This window comes from Pseudomonas sp. HMSC057H01 (assembly GCF_001836405.1).
Taxonomy (GTDB): Bacteria; Pseudomonadota; Gammaproteobacteria; order Pseudomonadales; family Pseudomonadaceae; genus Pseudomonas; species Pseudomonas aeruginosa.
Window position 1 is genome coordinate 256,409 of sequence record NZ_KV828475.1, and the last position, 26,083, is coordinate 282,491.

A 26,083-nucleotide genomic window follows, 5' to 3' on the forward strand; every position below is an offset into this window, starting at 1 on the left:
GCCCGGAGCCGAGATGAGCGAAGTAGCCGACGACCTGGCGGAGATCGCCAGCCTGGTGCGCGAATTGCGCAAGCGCAAGGGCATCACCCTGCAGGCGCTGGCCGACGGCATTCGCCGTTCGGTGGGCTTCGTCTCCCAGGTCGAGCGCGGCCTGTCGCGGCCGGCGGTGGACGACCTGGTCGCCATCAGCCAGGTGCTCGGGGTGCCGGCGACCTACTTCTTCTGCTCGCCGAAGACCCAGGCCTCGCCCTGGGTGACCCGTCCGGGCGAGCGTCGGACCCTGGCCTACGCTCGTGGCGCCAGCGACAACCTGGTGTCGCCGCGTCTTGGCGGTGCCTTCTTCATGCTCGAAACCTGCCTTGAAGCGGGTGCCGACAGCGGCGAGCGCGACCTGCTGGACAGCTCGGAGCAGGGCGGCTACGTGCTCGAAGGCGAGCTGACCCTGTGGCTGGAGGACGAGGAGCTGCGCCTGCAGGCCGGCGACGGTTTCCAGATTCCCAGCCATATGCGCAGCCGCTATGCCAACCGCAGCCAGGCGCCGGTCAGGGTGCTCTGGGTATACGCCTGACGAGGCGCGTTACCCTGTCGTTTGCCGGATAGCGGCGAAGACTTCCGGCATCGGCGAGAACCGTCGCCGACCGATGAAAAAAGCCCGAGGCACAGGCCTCGGGCTTTTCGTCACCAGCGTCCGGAGGCGCCGCCGCCGCCGCTGGAGCCGCCGCCACCGCGGAAGATGCCGCCACCGCCGCTGCCGCCTCCCCCACCGCCGCCGCGACTATTGAGGATGGCGCTGAGAATGGCCATCAGCACTTCGCCGGGAAGCAGGAACAGGGCGTAGATGAACAGGGTCGGGGCCAGTACGCCGAGACTGTCGTCCGCCGCGCGGTCGACGTTCTGCCACAGGCCCATGCTCAACAGCCAGGCCAGGCCGGCGACCGCCGCGCTGCAAAGCAGGAAGCGGCCGATGCTGCGCCGCCGCATCCACTGCAACGGCAGCAGGCGTCCGAGCAGGGCCACGGCGAGCAGGACCGCCACATAGACACCGAGGTAGACCGGATTGCCCCAGAGCTGTCCGCTCAGGCCGCTCTTCTTCTTCGGCTCCGGCGGGGCGCTGTCATACACCTCACCCTCGTCGACCGGTGCCGGCAGGGCCCGCGGCGGCGTGGCCTCGGGAACCGCCGGCAAGGCGTCGACGGGAGCGCTGGCGGTAGCGCTGTCCGGGCTCTTCTCGGCATCGATCAGTTGCACCAGGCTGTCCACGCCGGCCTGGATGCCGCCATAGAAGTTGCCCTGGCGGAACTGCGGCGTGATCTGCTCGCTGATGATCCGCCCGGCCTGGACGTCGGTGATGGCCCCTTCCAGGCCGTAGCCGACCTCGATGCGCAGGGTGCGGTCGTTCTTCGCCACCAGCAGCAGGACGCCGTCGTCGACCTTCTTCTGGCCCAGCTTCCATTTCTCGAAGGTACGCACCGCGTACTCCTCGATGGAATCGTCGCCGGTGGTCGGGACCAGCAGCACAGCGAGCTGCGCGCCGCTCTTGGCTTCCAGGGCGGCGAGCTGTTGCTCCAGGTGCTGGCGCTGGTCGCCGGAAAGGGTCGCGGTGAGGTCGGTGACCCGCGCCGTCAGCGCGGGTATCGGTGGCACATCGGCCCAGGCGACCAGGCTGGCGAGCAGCAGCCCGGCGCCCAGTAGCAGCCGGCGCATGGCTTACTGCGCCGGTTGCGGGTTGCCGAAATCGACTTTCGGCGCGGTGGAGATGGCCGCTTCGTTTTCCACGCTGAAGTTCGCCTTGGGCTTGTAGCCGAACAGCTTGGCGGTGATCACGCCGGGGAACTGGCGCAGCAGCACGTTGTATTCCTGTACCGACTTGACGTAGCGGCCGCGAGCGACGGCGATGCGGTTCTCGGTGCCTTCCAGTTGGGTCAGCAGGTCCTTGAACAGGCCGTCGGCCTTCAGTTGCGGGTAGTTCTCGGTGACTACCAGCAGGCGCGAAAGCGCCGAGCTCAGTTCGCCCTGGGCCTTCTGGAAGCGCTGCACGGCCTGCTCGTCGTCCAGTTGGTCGGCGTTCAGCTGCACGCTGCCGACCTTGGCCCGGGCCTCGGTGACCTGGGTCAGGACCGACGCCTCATGGGAGGCATAGCCCTTCACCGTGCTGACCAGGTTGGGTACCAGGTCGGCGCGCCGCTGGTACTGGTTGAGCACTTCCGACCAGGCGGCTTTCACCTGTTCGTCGCCGGCCTGCATGGCGTTGTAGCCGCAGCCGCTGAGCAGCAGGGCGAGGACGGGAAGGAGGGCATTTCTGAGGAATCGAGGCATGGTGGTACTCATCCGGGTTGAGAAAGCTCGATTGTAGACCAGCCAATGGCCAGCACGTTCCTTGTGCCGGCACGGATATCGGCGCTGTCAGGCGGTGCGGCGGCCGAACGCCAGCTTGGCCGCCAGGACCAGCAGGCAGAACACGAACAGCGCCAGCGACCAGACCGCCATGGACTGGCCGAGCAGGGTCCAGACCACTTCGCCGCACAGCCCCTCGGGCTGGAAGACCTGCGGCAGCCAGGTGTCCAGCGGTATCCATTCGGGGAAGCCCATGAACATCTTGCAACTGCCCATGCCCTGGGCAGCCAGTTTCTCTTCCGCGACCAGCGACCAGGCGTGGTAGATCCCGCCCAGGCTGGCGGCGAGCATGCCCAGCGCGGCGATGCCGCCGGCGATCCGCGAACGCGGGGCGAGGCTGCCGACGATCCCGGCGAGCACCAGGCCGAGCACGTCCAGGCGAATGAAGATGCACAGCGAGCAGGGCGCGAAGCCGCGCACGTGCTGGAGGTAGAGTACGAAAGCGAGGATCAGCAGGCCGCCGATGGCGACCGCGGGCCAGAACAAGCGGTTGTCGAGGGGCTTGAGGAGAGCGCTCAAGGCAGGGATTCCTGTGTCGTTGATAAGGGAGGCCGGGCCGGCACTGTGCGGCGCTGGCCGATGGTAGTCCATCAGGATTGCCCGAAGATTAAGCCGTTTGACGTAACGATGTCTGCTGCATGTTTCTCCGCTTTCGTAGGAGCTTTCAGGGAAAAACGCCGCAACGGGGTGAGCATCTGGAGGCTCCGCCGGGATAGACTATCTTGGTCTATACCAATAAGGTCCATCATGCTAGCCACCAGCCTGGTGCTGTGCGCCGCCGTTCTCCACGCCACCTGGAACACCCTGGTCAAGTTCAGCAGCGACCGCTTGCTGGTCGTCGCTTGCATGGACGTGGTCGGCGTGCTCTGCGCCATCCTGCTGTTGCCCTTCGTCAGCCTGCCGCCGGCCGAAGTCTGGCCCTGGCTGCTCGGCGCCACCGTCCTGCAACTGCTCTACCGGGTACTGCTGATCGAGGCCTACAAGGTCGGCGACCTGGGCCTGGTCTATCCGCTGATGCGCGGGCTGTCGCCGCTGGTGGTGCTGGGCCTGACCCTGGCGTTCGGCGGCGAGCAGCTCAGCGGCCGGCAGATCCTCGGCATCCTGTTGATCCCCTTCGGCATGCTTTGCCTGCTCTGGGGCGGCGGCGGTTCGCGCCTGCCCTGGCGGACTCTGCCGGTGGTGCTGCTGATCGGCCTGTGCATCGGCGGATACACCTGGAGCGACGGCAACGCCCTGAAGCGCTGGCCGTTGGCGCTGGACTACCTGGTCTGGCTGACGCTGCTCTCCGGCCTGCCGTTCCCGCTGATCGCCGCCGGCGCGCGAACCCGCGCCTTCGCCCGCTTCTGGGCGCTGGAGTGGAAGCTCGGCCTGGCGGTCGGGGTCTGCGTGCTGGCCAGCTACGGCCTGGTGCTGTGGGCCATGCAGCTGGGGTCGATCGCCGAAGCGGCGGCGTTGCGCGAGACCAGCGTGCTGTTGGCGGTGCTGTTCGGCATGCGCTTCCTCAACGAGCCGTTCGGACTGCCGCGCCTGCTGGCGTGCGGCCTGGTGCTGGCCGGAATGCTGCTGATGAAACTCTGAAGGGGCTGTGCCTTTACAGAACGAGCGGCGCCAGCTTGAGTTGCAGTTCCACAACCACAAGGAACTGCCATGACCATCGCTTTCTGGTGCGTGCTGATCGCGATCTTCCTGCCTTACGTCTGTACCTCCATCGCCAAGTTCGGCGGGGAGGGCTACGGCGGTCGGGCCAACGCCGACCCGCGGGCGTTCCTCGGTTCGCTCGAAGGCTTCCGCCGGCGTGCCAACAACGCCCAGTTGAACGCCTTCGAGGTGACCCCGGCGTTCGCCGCGGCGGTGATCATCGCCCATCTGGTCGGCAACGCTTCGCAGGCGACCCTGGATAGCCTGGCCATTGCCTGGATCACCAGTCGCCTGCTCTACGTCATCTGCTACCTCGCCGACTGGGGGCCGTTGCGCTCGCTGGTCTGGTTCGTCGGCATGCTGCTCATCGCCGCGTTCTTCGTGGTTTCCGCCTGAGCAGCCCGCTGCGGCCTATGGCCGCAGTGCGGGCGCGCGGCTCTGGATCAATCGGCGGTGGCGGCGGATAATCCGCCGCTTCCGTGATCGACCCTGAAAAAAAGAGCCTTGCCATGAAGCTGAAGTCCCTGCTCGTCGTGCTGCTGGCCGGCGTCGCCCTGAGCGGCTGTCACCGTATGGATCCCAATTCGCCCGAGGCCAAGCGCCAGGCGATCTTCAAGGAAATGCTACGGACCAGCGAGGACATGGGCGGGATGCTCCGCGGACGCCTGCCCTTCGACGCGGAGAAGTTCCGCGCCGGATCGGCGAAGTTGCACCAACTGGCCGACCAGCCCTGGCAGTACTTCCCCAGTCCCAAGGCCGGCGAGGAGGGCGAGGACACCCGCGCCAAGGACGAGGTCTGGCAGCGCCAGCAGGAGTTCAAGGCCGCCACCCAGGTCTTCATCGACGCGATGAACCGTCTCCAGGACAACACTCGCCAGGCCACGCCGACCCCGGATGGCGTGCGCAAGGACTTCGCCGCGGTGGAAGACGCCTGCGAAGCCTGCCACAAGAAATTCCGCGCGCTCTGAGGCCGGACCGGGCGTCATACGCCCTGCCTGGAAGGCGCGAGGGGTAGGGCGAATGAGCGCTGGCGCTCATCCGCCGTTGCGGCAGCGCTGGGCGGCACCTGGTGTCCCGCTGCGGCGCGGATGGCGGGTAACGCCGTGGGCGTCATACGCCTTACGTGGGAGGCGCGAGGCGTAGGGCGGTACCTGGTGTCCTACTGTGCCTGGGCCTGTTCCAGGCCTTTCTTGGCCTCTTCCAGTTCGGCGCGGGCCTCGGCCAGCTTGGCCTTGCGTTTCTCGATCTTCTCCGGATCGCCCTTGCCCATGGCCTTGCGCAAATCCTTCTCGCGTTCGCTGACCTCGCGCTCGCTGTCGATCACCTTCTGCTTGTTCTCCCTCAGCAGGCCGGCTTCGGTGCAGTGTTCCTTGACCTCGGAGAGGGCCTTTTCCAAGCCGGCCACCTGGCCTTCGTTGGCGAACGAGCGGGCCGTTTCCAGCTTCGCCTCGATGGCGGCCTGCTTGGCGGCGCAACCGCTGAGCGGGGCGCCTTTGGTGGTGCCCGGCTGGGCGGCGGAGAGCGGCAGGGAGACGGCGAGCAGCAGCCCGGCCAGCGGCAGTGAAGGACGAATGGACATCGGTTGGCTCCTTGATCGAACGGCCGGTGCGGTTGCCGGACGACGGCTCGGCCGAGCGTCCTGGCAGGCGGATGAGGCAGGCGGCAGCCGGCGTGACAAAGGCGCAAGTGTGCCAGCAAACGGCACGGTTGTGGTTGTCCGGGAGCAAAGTACGCCGCCCCGGGGTCTCTGGAGAAGGGCCATGGTTCGGGCATTCCGGCGCAACCCGGCCTAACGTTGTCCGAAGACGCCGAGAACGGGAGAACCGCGATGCGTACGCTGATCCGCCTGGTTCGCACGCTTATCCTGCTGCTGGTCCTGGCGCTGCTCGCCGGCGCCTGGTGGTGGCTGCAGGACGAGGCCCTGCGCACCCCCGCGCTGGCCGGCCACAGCGAGGACTCGAGCCTGAAGGTCGCGGGCCTGCGCCGGCATTACCTGCTCTACGTGCCGCCGGGCGTGACCGAGGGAGCGCCGTTGCTGGTGGTGCTGCACGGCTCACGGGGCGACGGCGCGCAGATGCGCCGCATCAGCGGCTACGGCTTCGACCGGCTGGCGGCGCAAGAAGGTTTCCTGGTGGCCTACCCGGACGGCTTCGAGGGCCACTGGAACGATTGCCGCAAGGCCGCCAGCTATTCGGCGCGGCTGCGTGACGTCGATGACGTGGCTTTCCTCCGCGCGCTGGTGGCGCGGCTGGCCCAGGAATACCGCGTCGATCCGCAGCGGGTATATGTCGCCGGCTACTCCAATGGCGGCCAGATGGCTTTCCGCCTGGCCGCCGAAGCACCGGGGTTGCCGGCGGCGATCGCAACGGTGGCGGCGAGCCTGCCGACCACGGAGAACGATGCCTGTCGGCCGGTCGAGCGGCCGACCGCGGCGTTGCTGATCAACGGCACGCGCGATCCGATCAATCCCTATCTCGGCGGCAAGGTCAGCCTGTTCGGCTTCGGCGACCGGGGCGCGGTACGCTCGACCCTGGACTCGGCACGCTGGTGGGCCGGCCTGAACGGCATCGCCGCGCCGCCGGCCGTGGCGCCGCTGACCCGTCCCGGCCCGGTCTGGACCGAGCGCCAGCGCTGGCAGGAAGACGGCCATCCGCCGGTGGAGCTGCTCAGCGTGCATGGCGGCGGCCACGTGCTGGCGCAGCCGGACTATCGCTTCCCGCGGATTCTCGGCAAGAGCGACCCGGAACTGGACGCGCCAGCGGAAATCTGGCGCTTCTTCAGCCAGTTGCCGCGCTGAGGCTCAGACCTCGAAGACGAATTCCGGACGGAACCCGCCTCTCTCGTGGGGATAGCCGCCCGGATTGGCCAGCACCCGTGCCCGGCCGATGCGGTAGTCGAGGGCATCGTGGACGTGACCGTGCAGCCAGTAGTCGGCCTGCGCCAGCAGTTCGTCGAGGTTGGAAGCGAAGGCTGGCGACAGCGGGTTGCCGACGAACTGCGGCGGGATCGACAGCGCACTGGGCGCGTGGTGGCTGACCACCAGCGTCGGGCCGTCGTGGGGCCGCGCCAGCTGTTCGGCGAGCCAGTCGCGCGAGGCTCGGTGCAGGGCGATGCTCTGCTCGGGGGTGAAGTCGCCGCCGAACCAGTCGATGCAGCTGAAGTCCGGCATCGATTGCAGGGCCAGCTCATGGGCGGGCGCATAGCCGTCCGCGCCATAGAGCTGGAAGTCGGTCCACAGGGTGGCGCCGAGGAAGCGCGCCGGGCCGATCCGCGCTTCGTCGTTTTCCAGGAAGTGGATATCCAGCGCCCGGGCGATATTGCGCATCGCCTGGGTCAGGTCGGTCATTTCCGAGGAGTAGAACTCATGGTTGCCGGCGACGTAGACGATCTCGCTGTCGGCGAAGGTCTCGCGGGCCCAGTGCAGGCCTTCCAGGTGGCTGTGGATATCGCCGGCCAGCACCACCACGTCGGCCTCGACCTCTGGCAGTTGGCGTCGCCCGTCGAAATGTTCGTGGTGGAGGTCGGACAGCAGGCGGATCTTCATGGCACGGCTCGGCGGTAGGCGCGGCGGACCAGCATAGCTCCGCCCACCCCGGGGTTGAAGGCCGACAACGATTGACGCAGGTCATGGCTGTGCGGGAAAACCTCGCTGGCCTCGCTAATTCCCCCATGAAGTTAAGGGACAATTAAGACTGGACGCGCAGGGTTCATTCCAGCGATTCGCGCGTTCTGTCGGGGAGTGGTGCCAATGAAACTGTTATGGGGAGTTCTCGCCGCCGCGCTGGCGGCCTGGGGCCTGACGCTGGCCGTCGATCCGCCGGCGAGCCTGGATATCTGGGTGGTGCGCAAGCAGGCGATCCTGCTTACCGGGGTAGCGTCCTTCGCCCTGATGTCGTTGATCATGCTGCTGGCGGTGCGTCCGGTCTGGCTGGAGAAGCCGCTGGACGGGCTCGACCGCATGTACCGCCTGCACAAGTGGGCGGGCATCCTGGCCATCGTCCTCGGCCTGTTGCACTACCTGCTGGAGTTGGCCGGCCCCTGGCTGGCGGGTATCGTCGGCAAACCGGTGAAAGGCCCGCGGGTGGAAACCTTCCTCGACGTCTTCCGTGGCTCGGCCAAGGAGTTGGGTGAATGGTCGGCGTGGATTCTCGGCGGGATGCTGCTGATCACTCTCTGGCAGCGCTTCCCGTATCACCTCTGGCGTTATGTGCACAAGGCGTTGGCCCTGGTCTACCTGGTACTGGCCTTCCATTCCGTGGTGCTCGCCCCGGCCAGCTACTGGAGCCAGCCGGCCGGTTGGCTGGTGGCGGCCTGCGCTCTGCTCGGTTCGGCCTGCGCACTGTTGTCTCTGAGCGGGCGGATCGGTCGCGCGCGCCGCCATGCGGGCGTGGTCACCGCCGTCGAGCGGCGCGGCGAAAGCCTGCTCGAGGTGACCTGCCGGCTGCAGGGCGACTGGTCGCACAGGGCCGGGCAGTTCGCCTTTCTCACCTGCGACCGCCTGGAGGGTGCCCATCCGTTCACCATCGCCAGCGCCGACCGCGGCTGCGGCGAGGTGCGCTTCAGCATCAAGGTGTTGGGCGACTACACCCGGCGCCTGCAGGACAACCTGGAGGTCGGCGCCAGGGTCGAGGTGGAGGGGCCATACGGCTGCTTCGACTTCCGCCGTGGCCTGGCCGGGCGGCAGGTCTGGGTCGCCGCCGGGATCGGCGTGACGCCGTTCATCGCCTGGCTGGAGTCGCTGCAGGCCGTGCCGGAAAGCGCGCCATCGGTGGAGCTGCACTATTGCGTGCGCAATTCCCAGGAAGCGCTGTTCGCCGGGCGCTTGCGCGAGCTTTGCGAACACCTGCCCAGCGTGACCCTGCACATCCGCTATAGCGACGAGCAGGGCAAGCCGCAGGCGGCTCAACTGGGCGTGCTGAAGAGCGCCGAAGGACGCTGGCCGAGCGTCTGGTTCTGCGGTCCGCAGGGGCTGGCCGACAGCCTGCGCCGCGATCTGCGCCGGCAGGGCATGCCGCTGCGGCTGTTCCACCAGGAAGCCTTCCGTATGCGCTGAGCCTGCCGGAAACGAAAAAGCCCCGCCGAAGCGGGGCTTTTTCATCGCGCGGTCGCTCAGAGGCCGGCGGCGTCGCGCAGGAGAGCGGCCTTGTCGGTCTTCTCCCAGGTGAACGCGGTGAAGGTATCGCCGTCCACGGTCAGCTCGAACGGATGACGACCGAAGTGGCCGTAGGCCGCGGTCGGCTGGTACATCGGGTGGAGCAGGTCGAGCATCTTGGTGATCGCGTACGGGCGCAGGTCGAAGTGCTCGCGGACCAGTTGCACGATCTTCTCGTCGCTGACCTTGCCGGTGCCGAAGGTGTTGATCGAGATCGAGGTCGGCTGGGCCACGCCGATGGCGTAGGAAACCTGGATCTCGCAACGCTCGGCGAGGCCGGCGGCGACGATGTTCTTCGCCACGTAGCGGCCGGCGTAGGCGGCGGAGCGGTCGACCTTGGACGGGTCCTTGCCGGAGAACGCGCCGCCGCCGTGGCGGGCCATGCCGCCGTAGGAGTCGACGATGATCTTGCGTCCGGTCAGGCCGCAGTCGCCGACCGGGCCGCCGATCACGAAGTTGCCGGTCGGGTTGATGTGGAACTGGGTGTCCTTGTGCAGCAGCTCGGCCGGCAGCACCTGCTTGATGATCAGCTCCATCACGCCGTCGCGCAGGTCGTTATAGGAGACTTCCGGGTTGTGCTGGGTGGACAGCACCACCGCATCGATGCCGACCACCTTGCCGCCTTCGTAGCGGCAGGTCACCTGGGACTTGGCGTCCGGGCGCAGCCATGGCAGCAGGCCGGACTTGCGCGCCTCGGCCTGGCGCTCGACCAGGCGGTGGGAGAAGCAGATCGGCGCCGGCATCAGCACGTCGGTCTCGTTGCTGGCGTAGCCGAACATCAGGCCCTGGTCGCCGGCGCCCTGGTCTTCCGGCTTGGCCCGGTCGACGCCCTGGTTGATGTCCACCGACTGCTTGCCGATGATGTTCAGCACGCCGCAGGTGGCGCCATCGAAGCCGACGTCGGAGCTGTCGTAGCCGATGTCGATGATGACCTTGCGCACCAGCTCTTCCAGGTCGACCCAGGCGGAGGTGGTGACTTCACCGGCGATGATCGCCACGCCGGTCTTGACCAGGGTTTCGCATGCCACGCGAGCGTACTTGTCCTTGGCGATGATGGCGTCCAGCACCGCGTCGGAGATCTGGTCCGCGATCTTGTCCGGATGGCCTTCGGACACGGACTCGGAGGTGAAAACGGAATATTCGCTCATCAATCGGTTCCTACATTACCGGTGGGTGAGGCGGCTTTCGGATGCATCCCTGGCGAAGTGCCGGACCTGGATCTGGAAGCCATTGCGTAAACCAATGTAAAGACTCTCGCCGGGCGTGAGCCCTGCGGCGTCGGCCCACTGGGCCAGGTCCTCCTGTTCGAAACCCAACCAGAGGTCGCCGCAGGCCTCCCTGGCCCAGCCCTGGTTGTGCCGGCACAAGTCCGTCACCAGCAGGCTGCCGCCCGGATGGACCAGGCGGGCCAACTGTTTCAGCGCCTCCGCCGGCGCGGCGAAGTGGTGCAGGACCATGTTCAGCACCACGCAATCGGCCGGTTCGGCGGCGTCCTGCAGGGCATCGGCCAATTCCAGGCGGACGTTGCCCAATCCTTCTTCCTTGCAGCGCTGGCGCGCCAGTTCCAGCATCGCCGCGCTGTTGTCCAGCGCCGTGACCTGGCGGAAACGCCTGGCGAGTTCCGGCAGGAACCCGCCGTCCCCCGGGCCGACCTCCAGCGCCGTGGCGCCGGGGGCGAAGGCCAGTGCGTCGAGCAAGGCCAACACGCTCTCACGGTATTGCGGCAGTCCTGCGATCAGGTCCTGCTGGGCCTGGAACTTGTCCGCCGCGCGGGCGAAGAAGTCCTGGCTGACCGCCGCGCGCTGGGCGTGCACGGCATCGATCCGCGCCCGCACGTCGTCGGGTAGCGCCCGTTCGTCCACTTCCTCCAGCAGCGCCGCGTGCAGCGCGCCGCCGGTGCGTTCGGCCAGGGGCAGCGAACGTCGGTAGAAGATCGCGTTGCCTTCGCGGCGCGTCGCCACCAGCCCGGCCTGGGCCAGCACCTTGAGGTGGTGGCTCATGCCCGACTGGCCGATGGCGAAGATCTGCGCCAGCTCCAGCACGCCGAACGAATCGTTGGCCAGGGCGCGCAACACGTTCAGTCGCAGCGAGTCGCCAGCCGCCTTGCACAGCGCGGCGAGCGGGTCGTAGTCGTCTGGTCGTATCGAAGGCACGCGAAGGCTCATGGAGGCGCAGTCTAGTACCGGGTCCGAACCCCGGCAATGCCTGTATCAAAAATTTTTGATATTGATGACGGGTGGCCGTCGCGCAATTGCAATCCGGCTGCGCCAGGCTTCTGGCAAAACCGGTCGGCAGCGACATACTGTCCCCCTGCCGATCTGTCATTGCCCCTTGGGCCTTCGGTGGGCGAAAATGGCGCCCTTTTTTCACTCCTGGTCTTCCGACCAGCAACCCCCGTAGGAGAATTGCGATGCCCAGCCGTCGTGAGCGAGCCAATGCCATCCGTGCACTGAGCATGGATGCCGTGCAGAAAGCCAACAGCGGCCACCCGGGCGCCCCGATGGGCATGGCCGATATCGCCGAGGTCCTCTGGCGCGACTACATGCAGCACAACCCGAGCAACCCGCAGTGGGCCAACCGCGACCGCTTCGTGCTGTCCAACGGCCACGGCTCGATGCTGATCTACTCCCTGCTGCACCTCACCGGGTACGACCTCGGCATCGAGGACCTGAAGAACTTCCGCCAGCTCAACTCGCGCACCCCGGGCCATCCGGAGTACGGCTACACCGCCGGCGTCGAGACCACCACCGGTCCGCTCGGCCAGGGCATCGCCAATGCGGTGGGCATGGCGCTGGCGGAGAAGGTCCTGGCCGCCCAGTTCAACCGCGACGGCCACGCGGTGGTCGACCACTACACCTACGCCTTCCTCGGCGACGGCTGCATGATGGAAGGCATTTCCCATGAGGTCGCCTCGCTGGCCGGCACCCTGCGCCTGAACAAGCTGATCGCCTTCTACGACGACAACGGCATTTCCATCGACGGCGAGGTCCACGGCTGGTTCACCGACGACACCCCGAAGCGCTTCGAGGCCTATGGCTGGCAAGTGATCCGCAACGTCGACGGGCATGACGCCGACGAGATCAAGACCGCCATCGATACCGCGCGCAAGAGCGACCAGCCGACCCTGATCTGCTGCAAGACCGTGATCGGCTTCGGCTCGCCGAACAAGCAGGGCAAGGAAGAGTGCCACGGCGCGCCGCTGGGTGCCGACGAGATCGCCGCGACCCGCGCCGCGCTGGGCTGGGAGCACGCTCCGTTCGAGATCCCGGCGCAGATCTACGCCGAGTGGGACGCCAAGGAAACCGGCGCCGCCCAGGAAGCCGAGTGGAACAAGCGTTTCGCCGCCTACCAGGCCGCCCATCCGGAACTGGCCGCCGAACTGCTGCGCCGCCTGAAGGGCGAGCTGCCGGCCGACTTCGCCGAGAAGGCCGCGGCCTACGTCGCCGATGTTGCCAACAAGGGTGAGACCATCGCCAGCCGCAAGGCCAGCCAGAACGCGCTGAACGCCTTCGGCCCGCTGCTGCCGGAGCTGCTCGGCGGTTCCGCCGACCTGGCCGGCTCCAACCTGACCCTGTGGAAGGGCTGCAAGGGCGTCAGCGCCGACGACGCCGCCGGCAATTACGTGTTCTACGGCGTGCGCGAATTCGGCATGAGCGCGATCATGAATGGCGTCGCCCTGCACGGCGGTTTCATTCCCTACGGTGCGACCTTCCTGATCTTCATGGAATACGCGCGCAACGCCGTGCGCATGTCCGCACTGATGAAGCAGCGCGTGCTCTACGTGTTCACCCACGACTCCATCGGCCTCGGCGAGGACGGCCCGACCCACCAGCCGATCGAACAACTGGCCAGCCTGCGCCTGACCCCGAACCTGGACACCTGGCGCCCGGCCGACGCGGTCGAGTCGGCGGTGGCCTGGAAGCATGCCATCGAGCGTGCCGACGGTCCGTCCGCGCTGATCTTCTCCCGCCAGAACCTGCCGCACCAGGCGCGCGACGTCGCCCAGGTGGCCGATATCGCCCGCGGCGGCTACGTGCTGAAGGACTGCGAAGGCGAGCCGGAACTGATCCTGATCGCCACCGGTTCGGAAGTCGGCCTGGCCGTGCAGGCCTACGACAAGCTCAGCGAGCAGGGCCGCAAGGTCCGCGTGGTATCGATGCCGTGCACCAGCGTCTACGAGCAGCAGGACGAGTCCTACAAGCAGTCCGTGCTGCCGGTGGAAGTCGGCGCGCGCATCGCCATCGAGGCCGCCCATGCCGACTACTGGTACAAGTACGTCGGTCTCGACGGGCGCATCATCGGCATGACCAGCTTCGGCGAGTCGGCTCCGGCCCCGGCGCTGTTCGAGCACTTCGGCTTCACCCTGGACAACGTCCTGGCGGTGGCCGAGGAGCTGCTGGAAGACTGATGCACACGCTCTACTGGCGGGACCTCGAAAGCCCCGCCAATGGCGAATGGCTGGGCCTCGCGGTCCAGGTGGAGGGCGCCCATCGGGCGCCCTCTTTCCTTCATCTGCAATCCGGCGGCCAGGCCCGCATTCGCCTGATGCGTGGCGATCAGCCGCTGCTCTGGGCCACCCAGTTGCCGTACCACGATGGCATCTGGCTGGTGAAGAGCCTGGTCGCGGCGAGCCCGGCGCAGGCCAGCGTGCCGCCCATCGACTCGCCGACCCTGGAAGCCTTGCGCGGCCTGCGCGGCGAGGCCCGCTACAAGGCCTGGAGCCGCTATTTCGTCGAGGCCCTGCGTGCCAGCCCGGGCAGTTGCCTGGAGGCCGGGCGCTGGTTGCTGCGCCTGTCGCTCGCCGAGCAGGCGCCCGCCTGGCAGCCGCCGCAGAGCCACGATTCGCGCGAACGGGTGCTGGAACGCTGGCGCTACCGCAGCGTCGGGCGCGATGCTCTGTTGCCGGACTGGCGCTTCTATAGCCTGGAGAAGGTCCTCGACGACGACTGGGTGCAGTGGCTCGACTGGTGGGGGCGCGACAACGACGCCCTGATCGCCCTGCGCCGGGTCGAGGATGACGAGGGGCGGGTCAAGTGGTGGCGCAAGAAGGCCCGCGAAGGCGAGCTGCCGCCGGTGCTGGCGCTGCGCCTGAACTGCCTGGATGCCTGCGTGATCCTCGACGGCCACTGCCGGCTGCGCGCCGGCCTGCTGGAGAACGTCGCGCCGGAGATCCTGGTGCTCTGCGCCTACGACGAGCAGCCGATGCCGGTGGATACGGCGCAGCGCGAACGGGTGCTGCAATCGCTGGCGCAGCGGGTCGACGCGCCGGTGCGCCGTGGACGTCGGCCGCTGGATAGCGAACAGCTCAACCAGGTGCTGCTGCGCCTGTTCGACGACCGTCCCTGGCCGCGAGTGCTGACCCGTGCCCGCGCGGTGCTGAAGGAAGAGCAGTGGTGCGCGGAAGTGCGCGACTGGCTGACCGCCCGCGAGCGCCTGGACGCGTTGGAGCCGATCATCCGTCGCGTCGAGTAGCGCGCCAGCGCCGCAGCCATTCCAGGCCTGCCGAGGTGTCGCCGCGCGGACGGTACTCGCAGCCGATCCAGCCCTGGTAGCCGAGCCGGTCGAGTAGCTCGAACAGGTAGGGGTAGTTCACTTCGTTGTCGTCATCCGGCTCGTGGCGGTCGGGTACCCCGGCGATCTGGACGTGGCCGATATTGCCGATGTCGCGACGCAGGGTGGTGGCCAGGTCGCCCTCGACGATCTGGCAGTGGTAGCAGTCGAACTGTACCTGCAGGTTGTCCGCGCCGACCTCGCGGCAGATGGCCTGGGCGTCGTCCTGGCGGGTGAGGAAGAAGCCCGGCATGTCGCGGTTGTTGATCGGCTCTATGAGCACCGTCAGCCTGGCGCCGGCGGCTTCGCGGGCGGCATGGGCGAGGTTGTCGAGGTAGGTCTCGCGGTGGCGGATGCGGTCGGCGCCGGCCGGCAGCAGTCCGGCCATGACATGGATGTGGCGGTTGCCGAGGACCTGGGCATAGTCGATGGCCTGGGCGATGGCGCGGCGGAATTCGGCCTCGCGCCCCGGCAGGCTGGCCAGGCCGCGCTCGCCCTTGTCCCAGTCGCCGGGTGCGGCATTGAACAGCACCTGGCGCAAGCCGTGGTCGTCCAGCCGGGCCTTCAGTTCGGCCGCAGGATAGGCATAGGGGAACAGGTACTCCACGCCCTCGTAGCCGTCCGCCGCGGCAGCGGCGAAGCGATCGAGGAAGTCGTGGCGGGGGTAGAGCATGCTGAGGTTGGCGGCGAAGCGGGGCATCTGGCGCTCCTGGCGGTCGGTGGATGCGGGCGAGCCTTGCACAGCGGAACGCGGTCGCGCCAGCCGGGTGTCGCATGAATCGTTTCAGCGCCAGCGCGCGAGCCGTCGCCGCGGCGCATGCCGCGCCGCGCGGGTCGCGGACGGTTCCCAGGCGGGCCCATCCCCCGCATAATTGGCGCCTTTCACTGGCCCCTTGCCGGAGCTCTCCCTGCCGATGTCCACCCCGCCTTTTCGCGTCGCGCTCAATGGCTATGGCCGTATCGGCCGCTGCGTCCTGCGCGCGCTGCACGAGCGCCCGGAGCAACTGGGCTTCGAGATCGTCGCGCTGAACGACCTGGCCGACCAGGCCAGCGTCGAGTACCTGACCCGCTTCGACTCCACCCATGGCCGCTTTCCCGGCGAAGTGAAGGTCGACGGCGACTGCCTGCACATCAACGGCGATTGCGTGAAGGTGCTGCGCAGCCCGACTCCGGAAGCCATCGACTGGCAGGCGCTGCGGGTCGACCTGGTGCTGGAGTGCTCCGGCCAGTACACCAATCGCGCCCAGGCCGAGCGTTTCCTCCGCGCCGGCGCGCCGCGGGTGCTGTTCTCGCAGCCGATGGCGAGCGAGGCGGACATCGACGCCACCATCGTCTATGGGGTCAACCAGCAGGACCTCAGCGGCCGCGAAACGCTGGTCTCCAACGCCTCCTGCACGACCAATTGCGGGGTGCCGCTGCTCAAGCTGCTGAACGAGGCGATCGGCCTGGAATACGTGTCGATCACCACCATCCACTCGGCGATGAACGACCAGCCGGTGATCGACGCCTACCACCATGAGGACCTGCGCCGTACCCGTTCGGCGTTCCAGTCGGTGATCCCGGTGTCCACCGGTCTGGCGCGCGGCATCGAACGCCTGTTGCCGGAACTTGCCGGGCGCATCCAGGCCAAAGCCATACGCGTGCCCACGGTGAACGTCTCGGCGCTGGACATCACCCTGCAGACTTCCCGCGACACCTCCGCCGCCGAGATCAACCGGGTGCTTCGCGAGGCCGCCGAAAGCGGCCCGCTGCGCGGACTGCTGGCTTATACCGAGCTGCCGCACGCCAGTTGCGATTTCAACCACGACCCCCATTCGGCCATCGTCGATGGCAGCCAGACCCGCGTTTCCGGGCCTCGCCTGGTCAACCTGCTGGCCTGGTTCGACAACGAATGGGGATTCGCCAACCGTATGCTCGACGTCGCCGGACACTACCTGCGCGCCGCCGTGCCTGATCAACAAGTACCCAAGGACTGATTGTCATGACCGTGTTGAAGATGACTGACCTCGACCTCAAAGGTAAGCGCGTGCTGATCCGCGAGGACCTCAACGTGCCCGTGAAGGACGGCCAGGTGCAGAGCGATGCACGGATCAAGGCCGCCCTGCCGACCCTCAAGCTGGCCCTGGAGAAGGGCGCGGCGGTGATGGTCTGCTCGCACCTGGGCCGTCCGACCGAGGGCGAGTTCTCCGCCGAGAACAGCCTGAAGCCGGTGGCCGAGTACCTGTCCAAGGCCCTGGGCCGCGAAGTGCCGCTGCTGGCCGACTACCTCGACGGCGTCGAGGTCAAGGCGGGCGACCTGGTGCTGTTCGAGAACGTGCGCTTCAACAAGGGCGAGAAGAAGAACGCTGACGAGCTGGCGCAGAAGTACGCCGCGCTGTGCGACGTGTTCGTGATGGATGCCTTCGGTACCGCCCACCGCGCCGAGGGGTCGACCCACGGCGTGGCCAGGTTCGCCAAGGTCGCCGCCGCCGGCCCGCTGCTGGCCGCCGAACTGGACGCGCTGGGCAAGGCGCTGGGCAACCCGGCGCGGCCGATGGCGGCGATCGTCGCCGGCTCCAAGGTTTCCACCAAGCTCGACGTGCTGAACAGCCTGGCCGGCATCTGCGACCAGCTGATCGTCGGCGGCGGCATCGCCAACACCTTCCTCGCCGCGGCCGGACACAAGGTCGGCAAGTCGCTGTACGAGGCCGACCTGGTCGAGACCGCCAAGGCCATCGCCGCCAAGGTCAAGGTGCCGCTGCCGGTGGACGTGGTGGTGGCCAAGGAATTCGCCGAGAGCGCCGTGGCGACCGTCAAGGCCATCGCCGAGGTCGCCGACGACGACATGATCCTCGACATCGGCCCGCAGACCGCCGCGCAGTTCGCCGAGCTGCTGAAGACCTCGAAGACCATCCTGTGGAACGGTCCGGTCGGGGTGTTCGAGTTCGACCAGTTCGGCGAGGGCACCCGTACCCTGGCCAATGCCATCGCCGATAGCGCGGCGTTCTCCATCGCCGGCGGCGGCGATACCCTGGCGGCGATCGACAAGTACGGCATCGCCGAGCGGATCTCCTATATTTCCACCGGTGGCGGCGCGTTCCTCGAGTTCGTCGAGGGCAAGGTCCTGCCGGCCGTGGAAATCCTGGAGCAGCGCGCCAAGGGCTGACGCAGACGGGGCAAACCATTCGCCGTCCTCGGGGGTCACACCTTTGAGGACGACGAAAAAAGGAGGTGCCCCATGCGTTCCGTAACCTTGCCACTCCTGATGTTCTGCCTGGGCCTGGCCGCCTGTAGCGGCGATGGCGGTCGACGCCCGAGCACCTGCGAGGTGATCAGTCCGCCGGACGTGATGGTGCCGACCGAGCAGAACCGCCAGCGGGTCGAGCAGCAGAGTAGCGGCGATCCGACCGCCGGACAAAAGCCGGTGGAATGCCCGTAGTGCTTTTCTGCCAGTTTCTACGGAAAGGGCTGGGGATTCGCCAGCGTACGCAGTAGCATTGCGCCTTTCCTGTGACAGGCAAGGCCAGCCGGCCGCCGCGCGGGCCGCTTGCGGCCCGGCGAGGTGCGGCGGAGCGTTCCGCACGGATGGAGGATGGACATGAACTACTCGCGTATCGCCCTGCTCGGCGGCCTCGCCGCCGCGGCCCTGCTGGCCGGCTGCTCCGGCTCCTCGGGCAAGCCCGGTGGCAAGGACTGGACCCGCTGGACCTGCGACAGCAAGGCGGTGATCGAATGGCGCTATATCGACGGCAGCAAGAACATCGTCGACCTGCGCCTGAAGGACGAGGACGACGTGGTCCACCATCTGGAGCAGGAACCTGCGGCCGTCGGCGCTTTCTATAGCGACGGACGCCTGGGCTTCCACCTGGAGAACGACGAAGGCCTGGTGTACTGGGTCGAAACCGACGACCTCATCGGTCGCGGTTGCAAGGCGCGCTGAGTCGCGCCAGCAGGGGCGCGGCGCCGCGACCGCTCCTCGCAAGGAACTTGAACCGGGCCTGCCCCTGCGGCAGGCTTCTGAATCACTGAACGACCCCGCGATTGGGAGATACGAGAACCATGGCACTCATCAGCATGCGCCAGATGCTGGATCACGCCGCCGAATTCGGCTACGGCGTGCCGGCCTTCAACGTCAACAACCTCGAGCAGATGCGCGCCATCATGGAAGCGGCCGACAAGACCGATTCGCCCGTGATCGTCCAGGCTTCCGCCGGTGCTCGCAAATACGCCGGCGCGCCCTTCCTGCGCCACCTGATCCTCGCCGCGATCGAAGAATTCCCGCACATCCCGGTGGTCATGCACCAGGATCACGGCACCAGTCCCGACGTCTGCCAGCGTTCCATCCAGCTGGGCTTCAGCTCGGTGATGATGGACGGCTCCCTGCGTGAAGACGGCAAGACCCCTGCCGACTACGACTACAACGTCCGCGTGACCCAGCAGACCGTGGCGTTCGCCCATGCCTGCGGCGTGTCCGTGGAAGGCGAGCTGGGCTGCCTGGGTTCCCTGGAAACCGGCATGGCCGGCGAGGAAGACGGCGTCGGCGCGGAAGGCGTGCTGGACCACAGCCAGTTGCTGACCGACCCGGAAGAAGCCGCCGACTTCGTGAAGAAGACCAAGGTCGACGCCCTGGCCATCGCCATCGGCACCAGCCACGGCGCCTACAAGTTCACCAAGCCGCCGACCGGGGACACCCTGTCGATCCAGCGCATCAAGGAAATCCACGCGCGCATCCCGGACACCCACCTGGTGATGCACGGCTCTTCCTCGGTACCGCAGGACTGGCTGGCGATCATCAACGAGTACGGCGGCGAGATCAAAGAGACCTACGGCGTGCCGGTCGAGGAAATCGTCGAGGGCATCAAGTACGGCGTGCGCAAGGTGAACATCGACACCGACCTGCGCCTGGCCTCCACCGGTGCCATCCGCCGCTTCCTGGCGCAGAACCCGAGCGAGTTCGACCCGCGCAAGTACTTCTCCAAGACCGTCGAGGCCATGCGCGACATTTGCATCGCTCGCTACGAAGCCTTCGGCACCGCCGGCAACGCTTCCAAGATCAAGCCGATCTCCCTGGAAGGCATGTTCCAGCGCTACGCTCGCGGCGAGCTGGATCCGAAGGTCAACTAAGCGCCTTCGTTCGAACGGGAGCCCCGCTGGTCGGGGCTCTTGCACATCCGCCCCGGGGAAATCCGATGCGCCGCTGGCTCCTGACCCTGCCGTTCCTCCTGCTGGCCGGTTGCGCTGGCCTGCACGCGCCGTCCCGCGACGTCGAGGAGGCCGCGTCGCCGAGCGTAGCGCGTGATCCCGCCGATCCGCAGGATTGCCTGGCGCGTAGCGACTGCACGACCAAGACTTCGCGCACCCTGCTGTTCGTCTTCGACTATGCAGAGGCCGGCGGCGAACTGGTGGTGCGCGACGGTCGCCGACTGGAAACCCCGCCGGCGCCGCAACGCTCCACCTGGCCGGCGTTGCGCATCCAGCTGGCCGAGCCGGTCAACGGTCGCTTCGAGTTCGAGAGCCCCTGCCTGCGCAAGAGCGGCAAGGGCTGCCGCTACAGCCAGGCTACGCTGCTGAAGGTCTACCGCAGCTACCTGGTCGGCAAGCCTTGCTCGCTGCTCAGCCCTCGCGCAGTGAAACGCTGCGTCGACCCGGCGACGACCGCCGCGCGGCGCTGAGTCAGGGCTGCAGGTCGAACAGCGCCTTGCCGTCCATGTCGAACGGCGCCGAGAAATGCTCGTGGATCACCTTCCAGCCGTCGCCTTGCTTGCGGTAGCCGGCGCTGACCCGCATCCACGAGGAGTGCGGCTGGCCGTCCGGGCCGGTGCCGCCGCAGTGGCAGAGGTAGTGGGCGAAGGCGACCTGCGGGTCGGCATGGATCTGCAGTTCGGCGATATCGAAGGTCATCGGTCCTTTGCACATCTCGGTGCAGGCCTGCCAGTGCTTCTGGTAGGCGTCGCGCCCCTTGAATTGCAATTGCAGGATGGCGTCGAAGGCGACGATGTCCTCCGCGTAGTACGAGACGATGCGCGGAACGTCGCTGGCGCGGACGGCGGCTCGCCAGTCTTCGATCAATTGGCGGATGGCGCTGACTTCGCTGCTCATGGCTGACTCCTGGTTGTGGCGGGGGATGCCGGCGTGTGCCGGAATGCTTTTACCCTGGTCGTCGGGTGGGCCTTCGGATCGACAATAGCCTCTTCCCCGAGAGGTCCACGAAGCCACTGACCAATGGCTGCGAGCCACGCCGCGCAAGGCTTTGAACCTTTCGTCGGGAATTCGAGGGAAAGCCGCTGTGCTATACCTCGGGCTTTTCCTGCCGCCTAGGAGGTCCCTCATGTCGTCCGTACACAGCGCCGCCCAGCAAGGTTTCAGCGCCGAGGCCCAGCGTTACGCCCAGGGCCGGCCCGAGTATCCGGAAGCGCTCTCCGACTGGTTGCGCGATGCCCTTGGCCTGCGTCCGCAGACCGTCGCGGTGGACCTCGGCGCCGGCACCGGCAAGTTCACCCGCCTGCTGGCCCGTACCGGCGCGCGGGTGGTCGCGGTGGAACCGGTGGATGCGATGCGCGCGCAGCTCGCCGAAGCCTTGCCGCAGGTCCAGGCGCTGGCCGGTAGCGCCCAGTCGATTCCGTTGGCCAACGGCTTCGCCGACGCCCTGGTGTGCGCACAGGCCTTCCATTGGTTCGCCACCGTGGAGGCGCTGGAGGAAATGCGCCGCGTGCTGACGGCGGAAGGCAGGCTGGGGCTGGTGTGGAACGTGCGTGACGAGTCGCTGGATTGGGTCGCCGAGATCACCCGCATCATCACCCCCTACGAAGGCGATGCGCCGCGTTTCTACAAGGGCGACTGGCGTCGGCCGTTCGAGCGTGCGCCCTTCGGACCGCTGCGACTTTCCACCTTCGCCTACGAGCATGTCGGCCCGCCGGAGCAGGTGATCGTCTCGCGCTTCCTTTCGGTGAGCTTCATCGCCGCCTTGCCGGAGACGGAAAAGAACGCTGTGGCGGCGCAATTGCGCGAGCTGGTCGCCAGCCACCCGGCGCTCAAGGGGAAGGAGCAGGTAGCGCTGCCCTATCGCACCGAGGCCTATCTGGCCGAGGCGCGCTAGGCGTACTGTCCCGCCGCATAACCCGAGGCCCAGGCCCACTGGAAGTTGAAGCCGCCGAGGTGGCCGCTGACGTCCAGTACTTCGCCGACGAAATACAGCCCCGGCGAGCGCTGCGACTCCATGGTCTTCGACGACACTTCGTCGGTGCTCACCCCGCCCAGGGTCACTTCCGCGGTGCGGTAGCCCTCGGTGCCCGAGGGCGTGACCCGCCAGGCCGAAAGCTGCCCGGCGATACCCGCCAGTTCGGTCGGGGTGTACTGTTTCATCGGCTTGGAGACGAACCAGCGGTCGGCCAGCAGTCCGGCGAGCTTCTTGGTGAACAACTCGGCGAGCAGGGTCTTCAGCTCGCTGTTGGGACGCTCGCGCTGTTGCTGCGCCAGCCATTCGCTGGCGTCGTGGTCCGGCAGCAGGTCGATTTCCAGGGTATCGCCCGGTTGCCAGTAGGAGGAAATCTGCAACATCGCCGGGCCGCTGAGGCCGCGGTGGGTGAACAGCAGGTTCTCGCGGAACGCCTGGCCGTTGCAGCTCACCCGGCAATCCACCGAGGTGCCGGAAAGCTCGGCGCACAGCTCCTTCAATTGGTCGGTGATGGTGAACGGCACCAGCCCGGCGCGGGTCGGCAGCACCTCATGGCCGAACTGGCGCGCCACCTGGTAGCCGAAACCGCTGGCGCCGAGGGTCGGGATCGACAGGCCGCCGCTGGCGATCACCAGCGACTCGCAGCGCATCTCGCCGGCGCTGGTACGCAGGCGGTAGCCGGCGTCGTCGCGGGCGATCTCTTCGATCGAGGTGTCCAGCAGGATTTCCGCTCCGGCCTCGGCGCATTCGCGCAGCAGCATCTCGAGGATGTCGCTGGACTTGTTGTCGCAGAACAGCTGGCCGAGTTTCTTCTCGTGGTACGGCACCTGGTGCTTGGCCACCAGGCCGATGAAGTCCCACTGGGTGTAGCGGGCCAGCGCCGACTTGCAGAAGTGCGGGTTGCGCGAAAGGAAGTTGGCCGGCTCGGTGTACAGGTTGGTGAAATTGCAGCGCCCGCCGCCGGACATGAGGATCTTCTTGCCGGCCTTGTTGGCGTGGTCGAGTACCCGCACGCGGCGCCCGCGCCCGGCCGCCGTCATCGCACACATCAGCCCGGCCGCCCCGGCGCCAACGATCAGCACATCTGTACTTGCCACTGTCCCACTCCGCTCATCGGAAACGGCGCGCATCTTACCCGAAGCGGCGGTCGGCCGCCGGAGCTCCCGACGCGGTACACTGGGCGTTTTCCGCGAACCGCCGGACCCGTGCATGATCCCCCTCAAGTATCTCCAGGCCTATCCCGCATCGCTGCAGGACCAGGTCCGCCAGCTGATCGCCGAGAACCGCCTGGGCGAGTACCTCGAGCGCCGCTACCCGGGGCGTCACGATGTGCAGAGTGACAAGGCGCTGTACGCCTACACCATGAACCTCAAGCAGGAACACCTGCGCAACGCGCCGGGCCTGGACAAGGTGCTCTACGACAACAAGCTCGACGTGGTCCAGCGTGCCCTCGGCCTGCACACCGCGATCTCGCGGGTGCAGGGCGGCAAGCTCAAGGCGAAGAAGGAAATCCGCGTGGCTTCCCTGTTCAAGGACGCCGCCCCGGAGTTCCTGCGGATGATCGTCGTCCACGAACTCGCCCACCTGAAGGAAAGCGAGCACAACAAGGCGTTCTACCAGCTCTGCCAGTACATGCTGCCGGACTATCACCAGCTGGAGTTCGACTTGCGGGTGTACCTGACCTGGAAGAGTCTCTAGCGGCTGTTACAAGGATGAATTCTCGATGGGAAGCGCTTCGCAACGTTCGGTGCAGGATCTTTATGAGGACGTGGGAGATCACTACCGGATCTTTATCCGGGCGCCATTCTTTCAATTGCTGAAACACAGGGACTACTGGGTTCCCCTGCTGTATTTCTTCTTCGTGTTGATCACGATGTTCTGGGACTTGTATTGCCACTCCGGACAGTACCTCTACGAAGCCAGGAGTCTGCTCCCTTTCTATCTGTTCCCGTTTCTGATCGCTGCGCTACGGATAGGCGATATCGTCGTCGATACGCGCTGTCGCAATGTGGAGAACCTGGGAGGCTTCGAGCGCTCCGCCGAGAGCAGTCGCTACGTCCAGCTTTCCCTCTACGAACGGCAATGGTTCCGGCTGCGGTACCGGGCCTATGGCGGTAACCTCCGCTGCCTGGCGGGCGATCTGGTGGAGAACTGGCGCCTCTGGAAGGAGGTGAATTCGAAGGCCGCGAAGGATATCGACGGCGCAGTGATGCTGCGATTCTTTCTGCCTCCCCGGGACCTTGCTCGTCTGGTCACGCTGTTGGCTGCGCTCATTGCGGTCATCGCCACTCTCATCATTACCCTGGGGGCTGACAGGCAGGGCTATTTCGAGTTTGTCGACAACCTGCCCGCCTATCTGAAACTGTATTGGGGCGTCGTTTTCATCATTGCCTTCAGCGGTCCATACATGATCTTCCTGGGGATGCAGGCGCGCCTGGTACTGCGCGCAATGATCGACGCATTGTCCATTTCCCAACCAAGCGACAAGCTGTTCTATCAATTCATCCAGCGGCTCATCTGGGCGGACGGAGTGAAACCGGCGAACCCCAGTGCCAACAGCAGGGTGCTACGGGCGGTCGACTCCATGGTCGACTTCTTCTACGAGGAGTGGAGAAGCGCCATCGGCAAGCTTGTGCTGTGGCTCGTTGCCCTGCTTGTGCTGCTTCTTTGCACGCTTTTGCATTGCCTGCTCCGAGTCTTTTCCTCGGCGAGAACGTTGGGAGAGGCGCTGATGCGGATTCTCTTGGCTGTTCTGGGGGGCGTTTGCTGGATAGTCGCGGCGATCCAGCGCTTGAATCTTGCCGTGCCCTTCCACTGGACCTTCTTCGTGCTGACGGGAACGGGAGCCTTGTTCGCAACCCTCTGCGGGCAGCCCTGACTCAGACTGTCCGGCGCAGGCGCGCCACGGTCTCCGGCAGTTCGCGCATGTGCTCGACGATGGCGATGGCGCCCAGCTCGCGCAGTACCTCGGCGTGCCCGGCGGGAATGTGCCCGGCGCCGACGAAGCCGATCACCCGCATCCCCGCGGCGAGGGCGGCGCGGGTGCCGGTGCTGCTGTCTTCCACCACCAGGCAACGCTCGGGGGCGACGCCGAGCAGGCTGGCGGCGTGCAGGTAGACGTCGGGTGCGGGCTTGGGCAGGGCGACCATATCGGCGCTGGCCAGGCGTTCGCCGATCAGTTCGCTGAGCCCGGCGCGCGCCAGCGAGCGCTCCAGGCTGTGGCGGCGGCTGTTGGAGGCCACCGCGACGGGCAGATCCAGGGCCAGCAGCGCCTCGCGTGCGCCGGGAATGGGTTGGACCTGGGCGACCATCTCCTCGCTGCGCTGGCGCACCTCGCGGTTGAAGCTGTCGGGGATGCGCAGGCCGAAGTGCTTCTCGACGCGATCGAGGATGTCGCGGCTGGTCAGGCCGAAGGTGCCTTCCAGCAGGCGCTGCAGCTCCTCCAGCGGCGCGTAGGCGCTGAGCGCCTCGTACATCACGCGCTCGGCGATGACCTCGCTGTCGACCAGGACGCCGTCGCAGTCGGAAATCAGTGCGTCGATGGGATGGGGCATGGGCTACCTCGCTGCGGGCGTTGGCGCAGGGCGCCGGAGTGGGAGCGAGGCATTCTAACCCCGGTCAGGGGCGGGAAGGGAAACAGGGAGAGGGAGAACGCCGGGCCGTGCGGCCCGGCGGGAAGGAATCAGGCGATGCCTTTCGGGTTCTGGCCGTACTGGTTCTGGCCGGCGTCGCTGTCCTTGGCCAGCAGGTAGATCAGGTACAGGCCGACGATCGGGATCAGCGCGATCAGCATCCACCAGCCGCTCTTGTTGATGTCGTGCAGACGCCGGGCGGTGACGCCCAGGGCCGGCAGCAGCACGGCGAGCGAGTAGAGATTGGCGATCGGCAGGAGCTTTTCACTGATCAGGCCGAGCACGACGCTCAGCGCGACGGAGATGATGATGTTCACCAGGGTGAACATCCAGTATTCCTTGCGACGGGCACGCCCGTTGAAGTCGAAGTAGTGTTCCTTCACGCATTTCAGAAACCATTCCATGTTTGCCTCCTGGGCGTACTGGTAAAGCGGGAGAGTGGGTGCCGCGACAAGTACCCCCGCGCCTCCTTGCCGGGAAAGCACAGTGTAGCCGTACTGTCAGTGAATTCGTACAGGATGTTGCGAAAATCATTCACATTGCATAGCAGCGGATCGCCGAAAT

The 26,083-nt window shown here is 66.9% G+C and carries 29 protein-coding genes; 17 read left to right on the top strand and 12 right to left on the bottom strand.

The genetic code is table 11. The annotated features are described in order from the left end of the window. The first annotated feature begins 13 nt into the window (after positions 1-13). The gene (locus HMPREF2581_RS16655) at positions 14-568 is read left to right on the top strand and encodes a helix-turn-helix domain-containing protein (protein WP_003084911.1); all 555 of its coding nucleotides are present in this window, start codon (positions 14-16) and stop codon (positions 566-568) included. 110 nt (positions 569-678) lie between these two features. Here the strand turns inward: HMPREF2581_RS16655 and HMPREF2581_RS16660 are convergent, their stop codons facing one another. From HMPREF2581_RS16660 to HMPREF2581_RS16670, 3 genes are all read right to left on the bottom strand, one after another. Beyond that, positions 679-1,704, bottom strand: a complete 1,026-nt coding sequence (locus HMPREF2581_RS16660) for a TPM domain-containing protein (RefSeq protein WP_003137325.1) — start codon at positions 1,702-1,704, stop codon at positions 679-681. Positions 1,705-1,707: 3 nt separating this feature from the next. Continuing rightward, a complete protein-coding gene (locus HMPREF2581_RS16665; protein WP_003084923.1) occupies positions 1,708-2,316 on the bottom strand; it encodes a LemA family protein in 609 nt (202 codons plus the stop codon). 87 nt (positions 2,317-2,403) lie between these two features. After that, positions 2,404-2,913, bottom strand: a complete 510-nt coding sequence (locus HMPREF2581_RS16670) for a disulfide bond formation protein B (protein ID WP_003113232.1) — start codon at positions 2,911-2,913, stop codon at positions 2,404-2,406. Between the two features lie 228 nt (positions 2,914-3,141). Here HMPREF2581_RS16670 and HMPREF2581_RS16675 point away from each other — a divergent pair, with 228 nt between their 5' ends. From HMPREF2581_RS16675 to HMPREF2581_RS16685, 3 genes are all read left to right on the top strand, one after another. Continuing rightward, entirely contained in the window at positions 3,142-3,972 is an 831-nt protein-coding gene (locus tag HMPREF2581_RS16675) for a DMT family transporter (protein ID WP_003084928.1), read from the top strand. Positions 3,973-4,041: 69 nt separating this feature from the next. Next, entirely contained in the window at positions 4,042-4,428 is a 387-nt protein-coding gene (locus tag HMPREF2581_RS16680) for an MAPEG family protein (RefSeq protein WP_003101585.1), read from the top strand. A 113-nt stretch (positions 4,429-4,541) separates the two neighbouring features. Next, positions 4,542-5,000, top strand: coding sequence for a c-type cytochrome (locus tag HMPREF2581_RS16685; RefSeq protein ID WP_003110213.1), 459 nt, complete (start codon positions 4,542-4,544; stop codon positions 4,998-5,000). 191 nt (positions 5,001-5,191) lie between these two features. Here HMPREF2581_RS16685 and HMPREF2581_RS16690 read toward each other — a convergent pair whose 3' ends face one another. Beyond that, positions 5,192-5,611: a DUF1090 domain-containing protein gene (locus HMPREF2581_RS16690; RefSeq protein WP_003084937.1), complete on the bottom strand. Its 420-nt coding sequence runs from the start codon at positions 5,609-5,611 to the stop codon at positions 5,192-5,194. Between the two features lie 249 nt (positions 5,612-5,860). On the opposite strand from HMPREF2581_RS16690, the gene HMPREF2581_RS16695 reads away from it, so the two are divergent. After that, positions 5,861-6,829 (top strand): CE1 family esterase, encoded by a 969-nt coding sequence (locus HMPREF2581_RS16695; RefSeq protein WP_003137327.1) that lies wholly within the window; start codon positions 5,861-5,863, stop codon positions 6,827-6,829. A gap of 3 nt (positions 6,830-6,832) precedes the next feature. On the opposite strand, the gene HMPREF2581_RS16700 is transcribed toward HMPREF2581_RS16695, so the two are convergent. Further along, positions 6,833-7,576 (bottom strand): metallophosphoesterase, encoded by a 744-nt coding sequence (locus HMPREF2581_RS16700; protein ID WP_003137328.1) that lies wholly within the window; start codon positions 7,574-7,576, stop codon positions 6,833-6,835. Positions 7,577-7,780: 204 nt separating this feature from the next. Here HMPREF2581_RS16700 and HMPREF2581_RS16705 point away from each other — a divergent pair, with 204 nt between their 5' ends. Continuing rightward, entirely contained in the window at positions 7,781-9,085 is a 1,305-nt protein-coding gene (locus HMPREF2581_RS16705; RefSeq protein WP_003137329.1) for a ferredoxin reductase family protein, read from the top strand. Positions 9,086-9,141: 56 nt separating this feature from the next. On the opposite strand, the gene metK is transcribed toward HMPREF2581_RS16705, so the two are convergent. Further along, positions 9,142-10,332 carry a methionine adenosyltransferase gene (metK, locus tag HMPREF2581_RS16710; protein WP_003084948.1) on the bottom strand — a complete coding sequence of 397 codons (1,191 nt, stop codon included), beginning with the start codon at positions 10,330-10,332 and terminating at the stop codon, positions 9,142-9,144. Positions 10,333-10,347: 15 nt separating this feature from the next. After that, on the bottom strand, positions 10,348-11,349 hold the full coding sequence (locus HMPREF2581_RS16715; protein ID WP_003113231.1) for an ArsR/SmtB family transcription factor: 1,002 nt from the start codon (positions 11,347-11,349) through the stop codon (positions 10,348-10,350). Positions 11,350-11,594: 245 nt separating this feature from the next. On the opposite strand from HMPREF2581_RS16715, the gene tkt reads away from it, so the two are divergent. Next, positions 11,595-13,592, top strand: coding sequence for a transketolase (tkt, locus tag HMPREF2581_RS16720; RefSeq protein WP_003110216.1), 1,998 nt, complete (start codon positions 11,595-11,597; stop codon positions 13,590-13,592). Further along, positions 13,592-14,656 (top strand): hypothetical protein, encoded by a 1,065-nt coding sequence (locus tag HMPREF2581_RS16725; RefSeq protein ID WP_003137331.1) that lies wholly within the window; start codon positions 13,592-13,594, stop codon positions 14,654-14,656. The genes tkt and HMPREF2581_RS16725 overlap by 1 nt, the downstream gene beginning before the upstream one ends. Here the strand turns inward: HMPREF2581_RS16725 and otnI are convergent. Then, positions 14,637-15,434, bottom strand: coding sequence for a 2-oxo-tetronate isomerase (otnI, locus tag HMPREF2581_RS16730; RefSeq protein WP_003137333.1), 798 nt, complete (start codon positions 15,432-15,434; stop codon positions 14,637-14,639). The two genes, HMPREF2581_RS16725 and otnI, sit on opposite strands and share 20 nt — an antisense overlap. Before the next feature lie 214 nt (positions 15,435-15,648). On the opposite strand from otnI, the gene epd reads away from it, so the two are divergent. From epd to HMPREF2581_RS16760, 6 genes are all read left to right on the top strand, one after another. Continuing rightward, complete coding sequence (gene epd, locus HMPREF2581_RS16735; RefSeq protein WP_003084958.1) at positions 15,649-16,710, top strand: erythrose-4-phosphate dehydrogenase; 1,062 nt, start codon at positions 15,649-15,651, stop codon at positions 16,708-16,710. 5 nt (positions 16,711-16,715) lie between these two features. After that, entirely contained in the window at positions 16,716-17,879 is a 1,164-nt protein-coding gene (locus HMPREF2581_RS16740) for a phosphoglycerate kinase (protein WP_003084960.1), read from the top strand. A 72-nt stretch (positions 17,880-17,951) separates the two neighbouring features. Next, complete coding sequence (locus HMPREF2581_RS16745) at positions 17,952-18,152, top strand: hypothetical protein (RefSeq protein WP_003084961.1); 201 nt, start codon at positions 17,952-17,954, stop codon at positions 18,150-18,152. Positions 18,153-18,311: 159 nt separating this feature from the next. Continuing rightward, positions 18,312-18,653 carry an MliC family protein gene (locus HMPREF2581_RS16750; RefSeq protein ID WP_003084963.1) on the top strand — a complete coding sequence of 114 codons (342 nt, stop codon included), beginning with the start codon at positions 18,312-18,314 and terminating at the stop codon, positions 18,651-18,653. 119 nt (positions 18,654-18,772) lie between these two features. Continuing rightward, positions 18,773-19,837 carry a class II fructose-bisphosphate aldolase gene (gene fba / locus HMPREF2581_RS16755; RefSeq protein ID WP_003084964.1) on the top strand — a complete coding sequence of 355 codons (1,065 nt, stop codon included), beginning with the start codon at positions 18,773-18,775 and terminating at the stop codon, positions 19,835-19,837. A 65-nt stretch (positions 19,838-19,902) separates the two neighbouring features. Continuing rightward, positions 19,903-20,385, top strand: a complete 483-nt coding sequence (locus HMPREF2581_RS16760) for a hypothetical protein (protein WP_003137335.1) — start codon at positions 19,903-19,905, stop codon at positions 20,383-20,385. Position 20,386: 1 nt separating this feature from the next. Here HMPREF2581_RS16760 and HMPREF2581_RS33200 read toward each other — a convergent pair whose 3' ends face one another. After that, on the bottom strand, positions 20,387-20,812 hold the full coding sequence (locus tag HMPREF2581_RS33200) for a YybH family protein (protein ID WP_016254315.1): 426 nt from the start codon (positions 20,810-20,812) through the stop codon (positions 20,387-20,389). Between the two features lie 229 nt (positions 20,813-21,041). Here HMPREF2581_RS33200 and HMPREF2581_RS16770 point away from each other — a divergent pair, with 229 nt between their 5' ends. Continuing rightward, positions 21,042-21,809 carry a class I SAM-dependent methyltransferase gene (locus HMPREF2581_RS16770; RefSeq protein ID WP_003084969.1) on the top strand — a complete coding sequence of 256 codons (768 nt, stop codon included), beginning with the start codon at positions 21,042-21,044 and terminating at the stop codon, positions 21,807-21,809. Here the strand turns inward: HMPREF2581_RS16770 and HMPREF2581_RS16775 are convergent. After that, positions 21,806-22,984 carry a BaiN/RdsA family NAD(P)/FAD-dependent oxidoreductase gene (locus HMPREF2581_RS16775; protein WP_003113227.1) on the bottom strand — a complete coding sequence of 393 codons (1,179 nt, stop codon included), beginning with the start codon at positions 22,982-22,984 and terminating at the stop codon, positions 21,806-21,808. The two genes, HMPREF2581_RS16770 and HMPREF2581_RS16775, sit on opposite strands and share 4 nt — an antisense overlap. A 112-nt stretch (positions 22,985-23,096) precedes the next feature. Between HMPREF2581_RS16775 and HMPREF2581_RS16780 the strand changes: the two genes are divergently transcribed. Then, positions 23,097-23,585, top strand: coding sequence for a M48 metallopeptidase family protein (locus HMPREF2581_RS16780; protein WP_003084971.1), 489 nt, complete (start codon positions 23,097-23,099; stop codon positions 23,583-23,585). A gap of 25 nt (positions 23,586-23,610) precedes the next feature. Continuing rightward, positions 23,611-24,765 (top strand): hypothetical protein, encoded by a 1,155-nt coding sequence (locus HMPREF2581_RS16785; RefSeq protein ID WP_003118883.1) that lies wholly within the window; start codon positions 23,611-23,613, stop codon positions 24,763-24,765. Position 24,766: 1 nt separating this feature from the next. On the opposite strand, the gene HMPREF2581_RS16790 is transcribed toward HMPREF2581_RS16785, so the two are convergent. Together HMPREF2581_RS16790 and HMPREF2581_RS16795 are read right to left on the bottom strand one after the other, a co-directional pair. Further along, a complete protein-coding gene (locus HMPREF2581_RS16790) occupies positions 24,767-25,441 on the bottom strand; it encodes an HAD family hydrolase (protein WP_003101612.1) in 675 nt (224 codons plus the stop codon). 128 nt (positions 25,442-25,569) lie between these two features. Then, positions 25,570-25,923: a DUF805 domain-containing protein gene (locus tag HMPREF2581_RS16795; protein WP_003084974.1), complete on the bottom strand. Its 354-nt coding sequence runs from the start codon at positions 25,921-25,923 to the stop codon at positions 25,570-25,572. Positions 25,924-26,083: the final 160 nt, after the last annotated feature.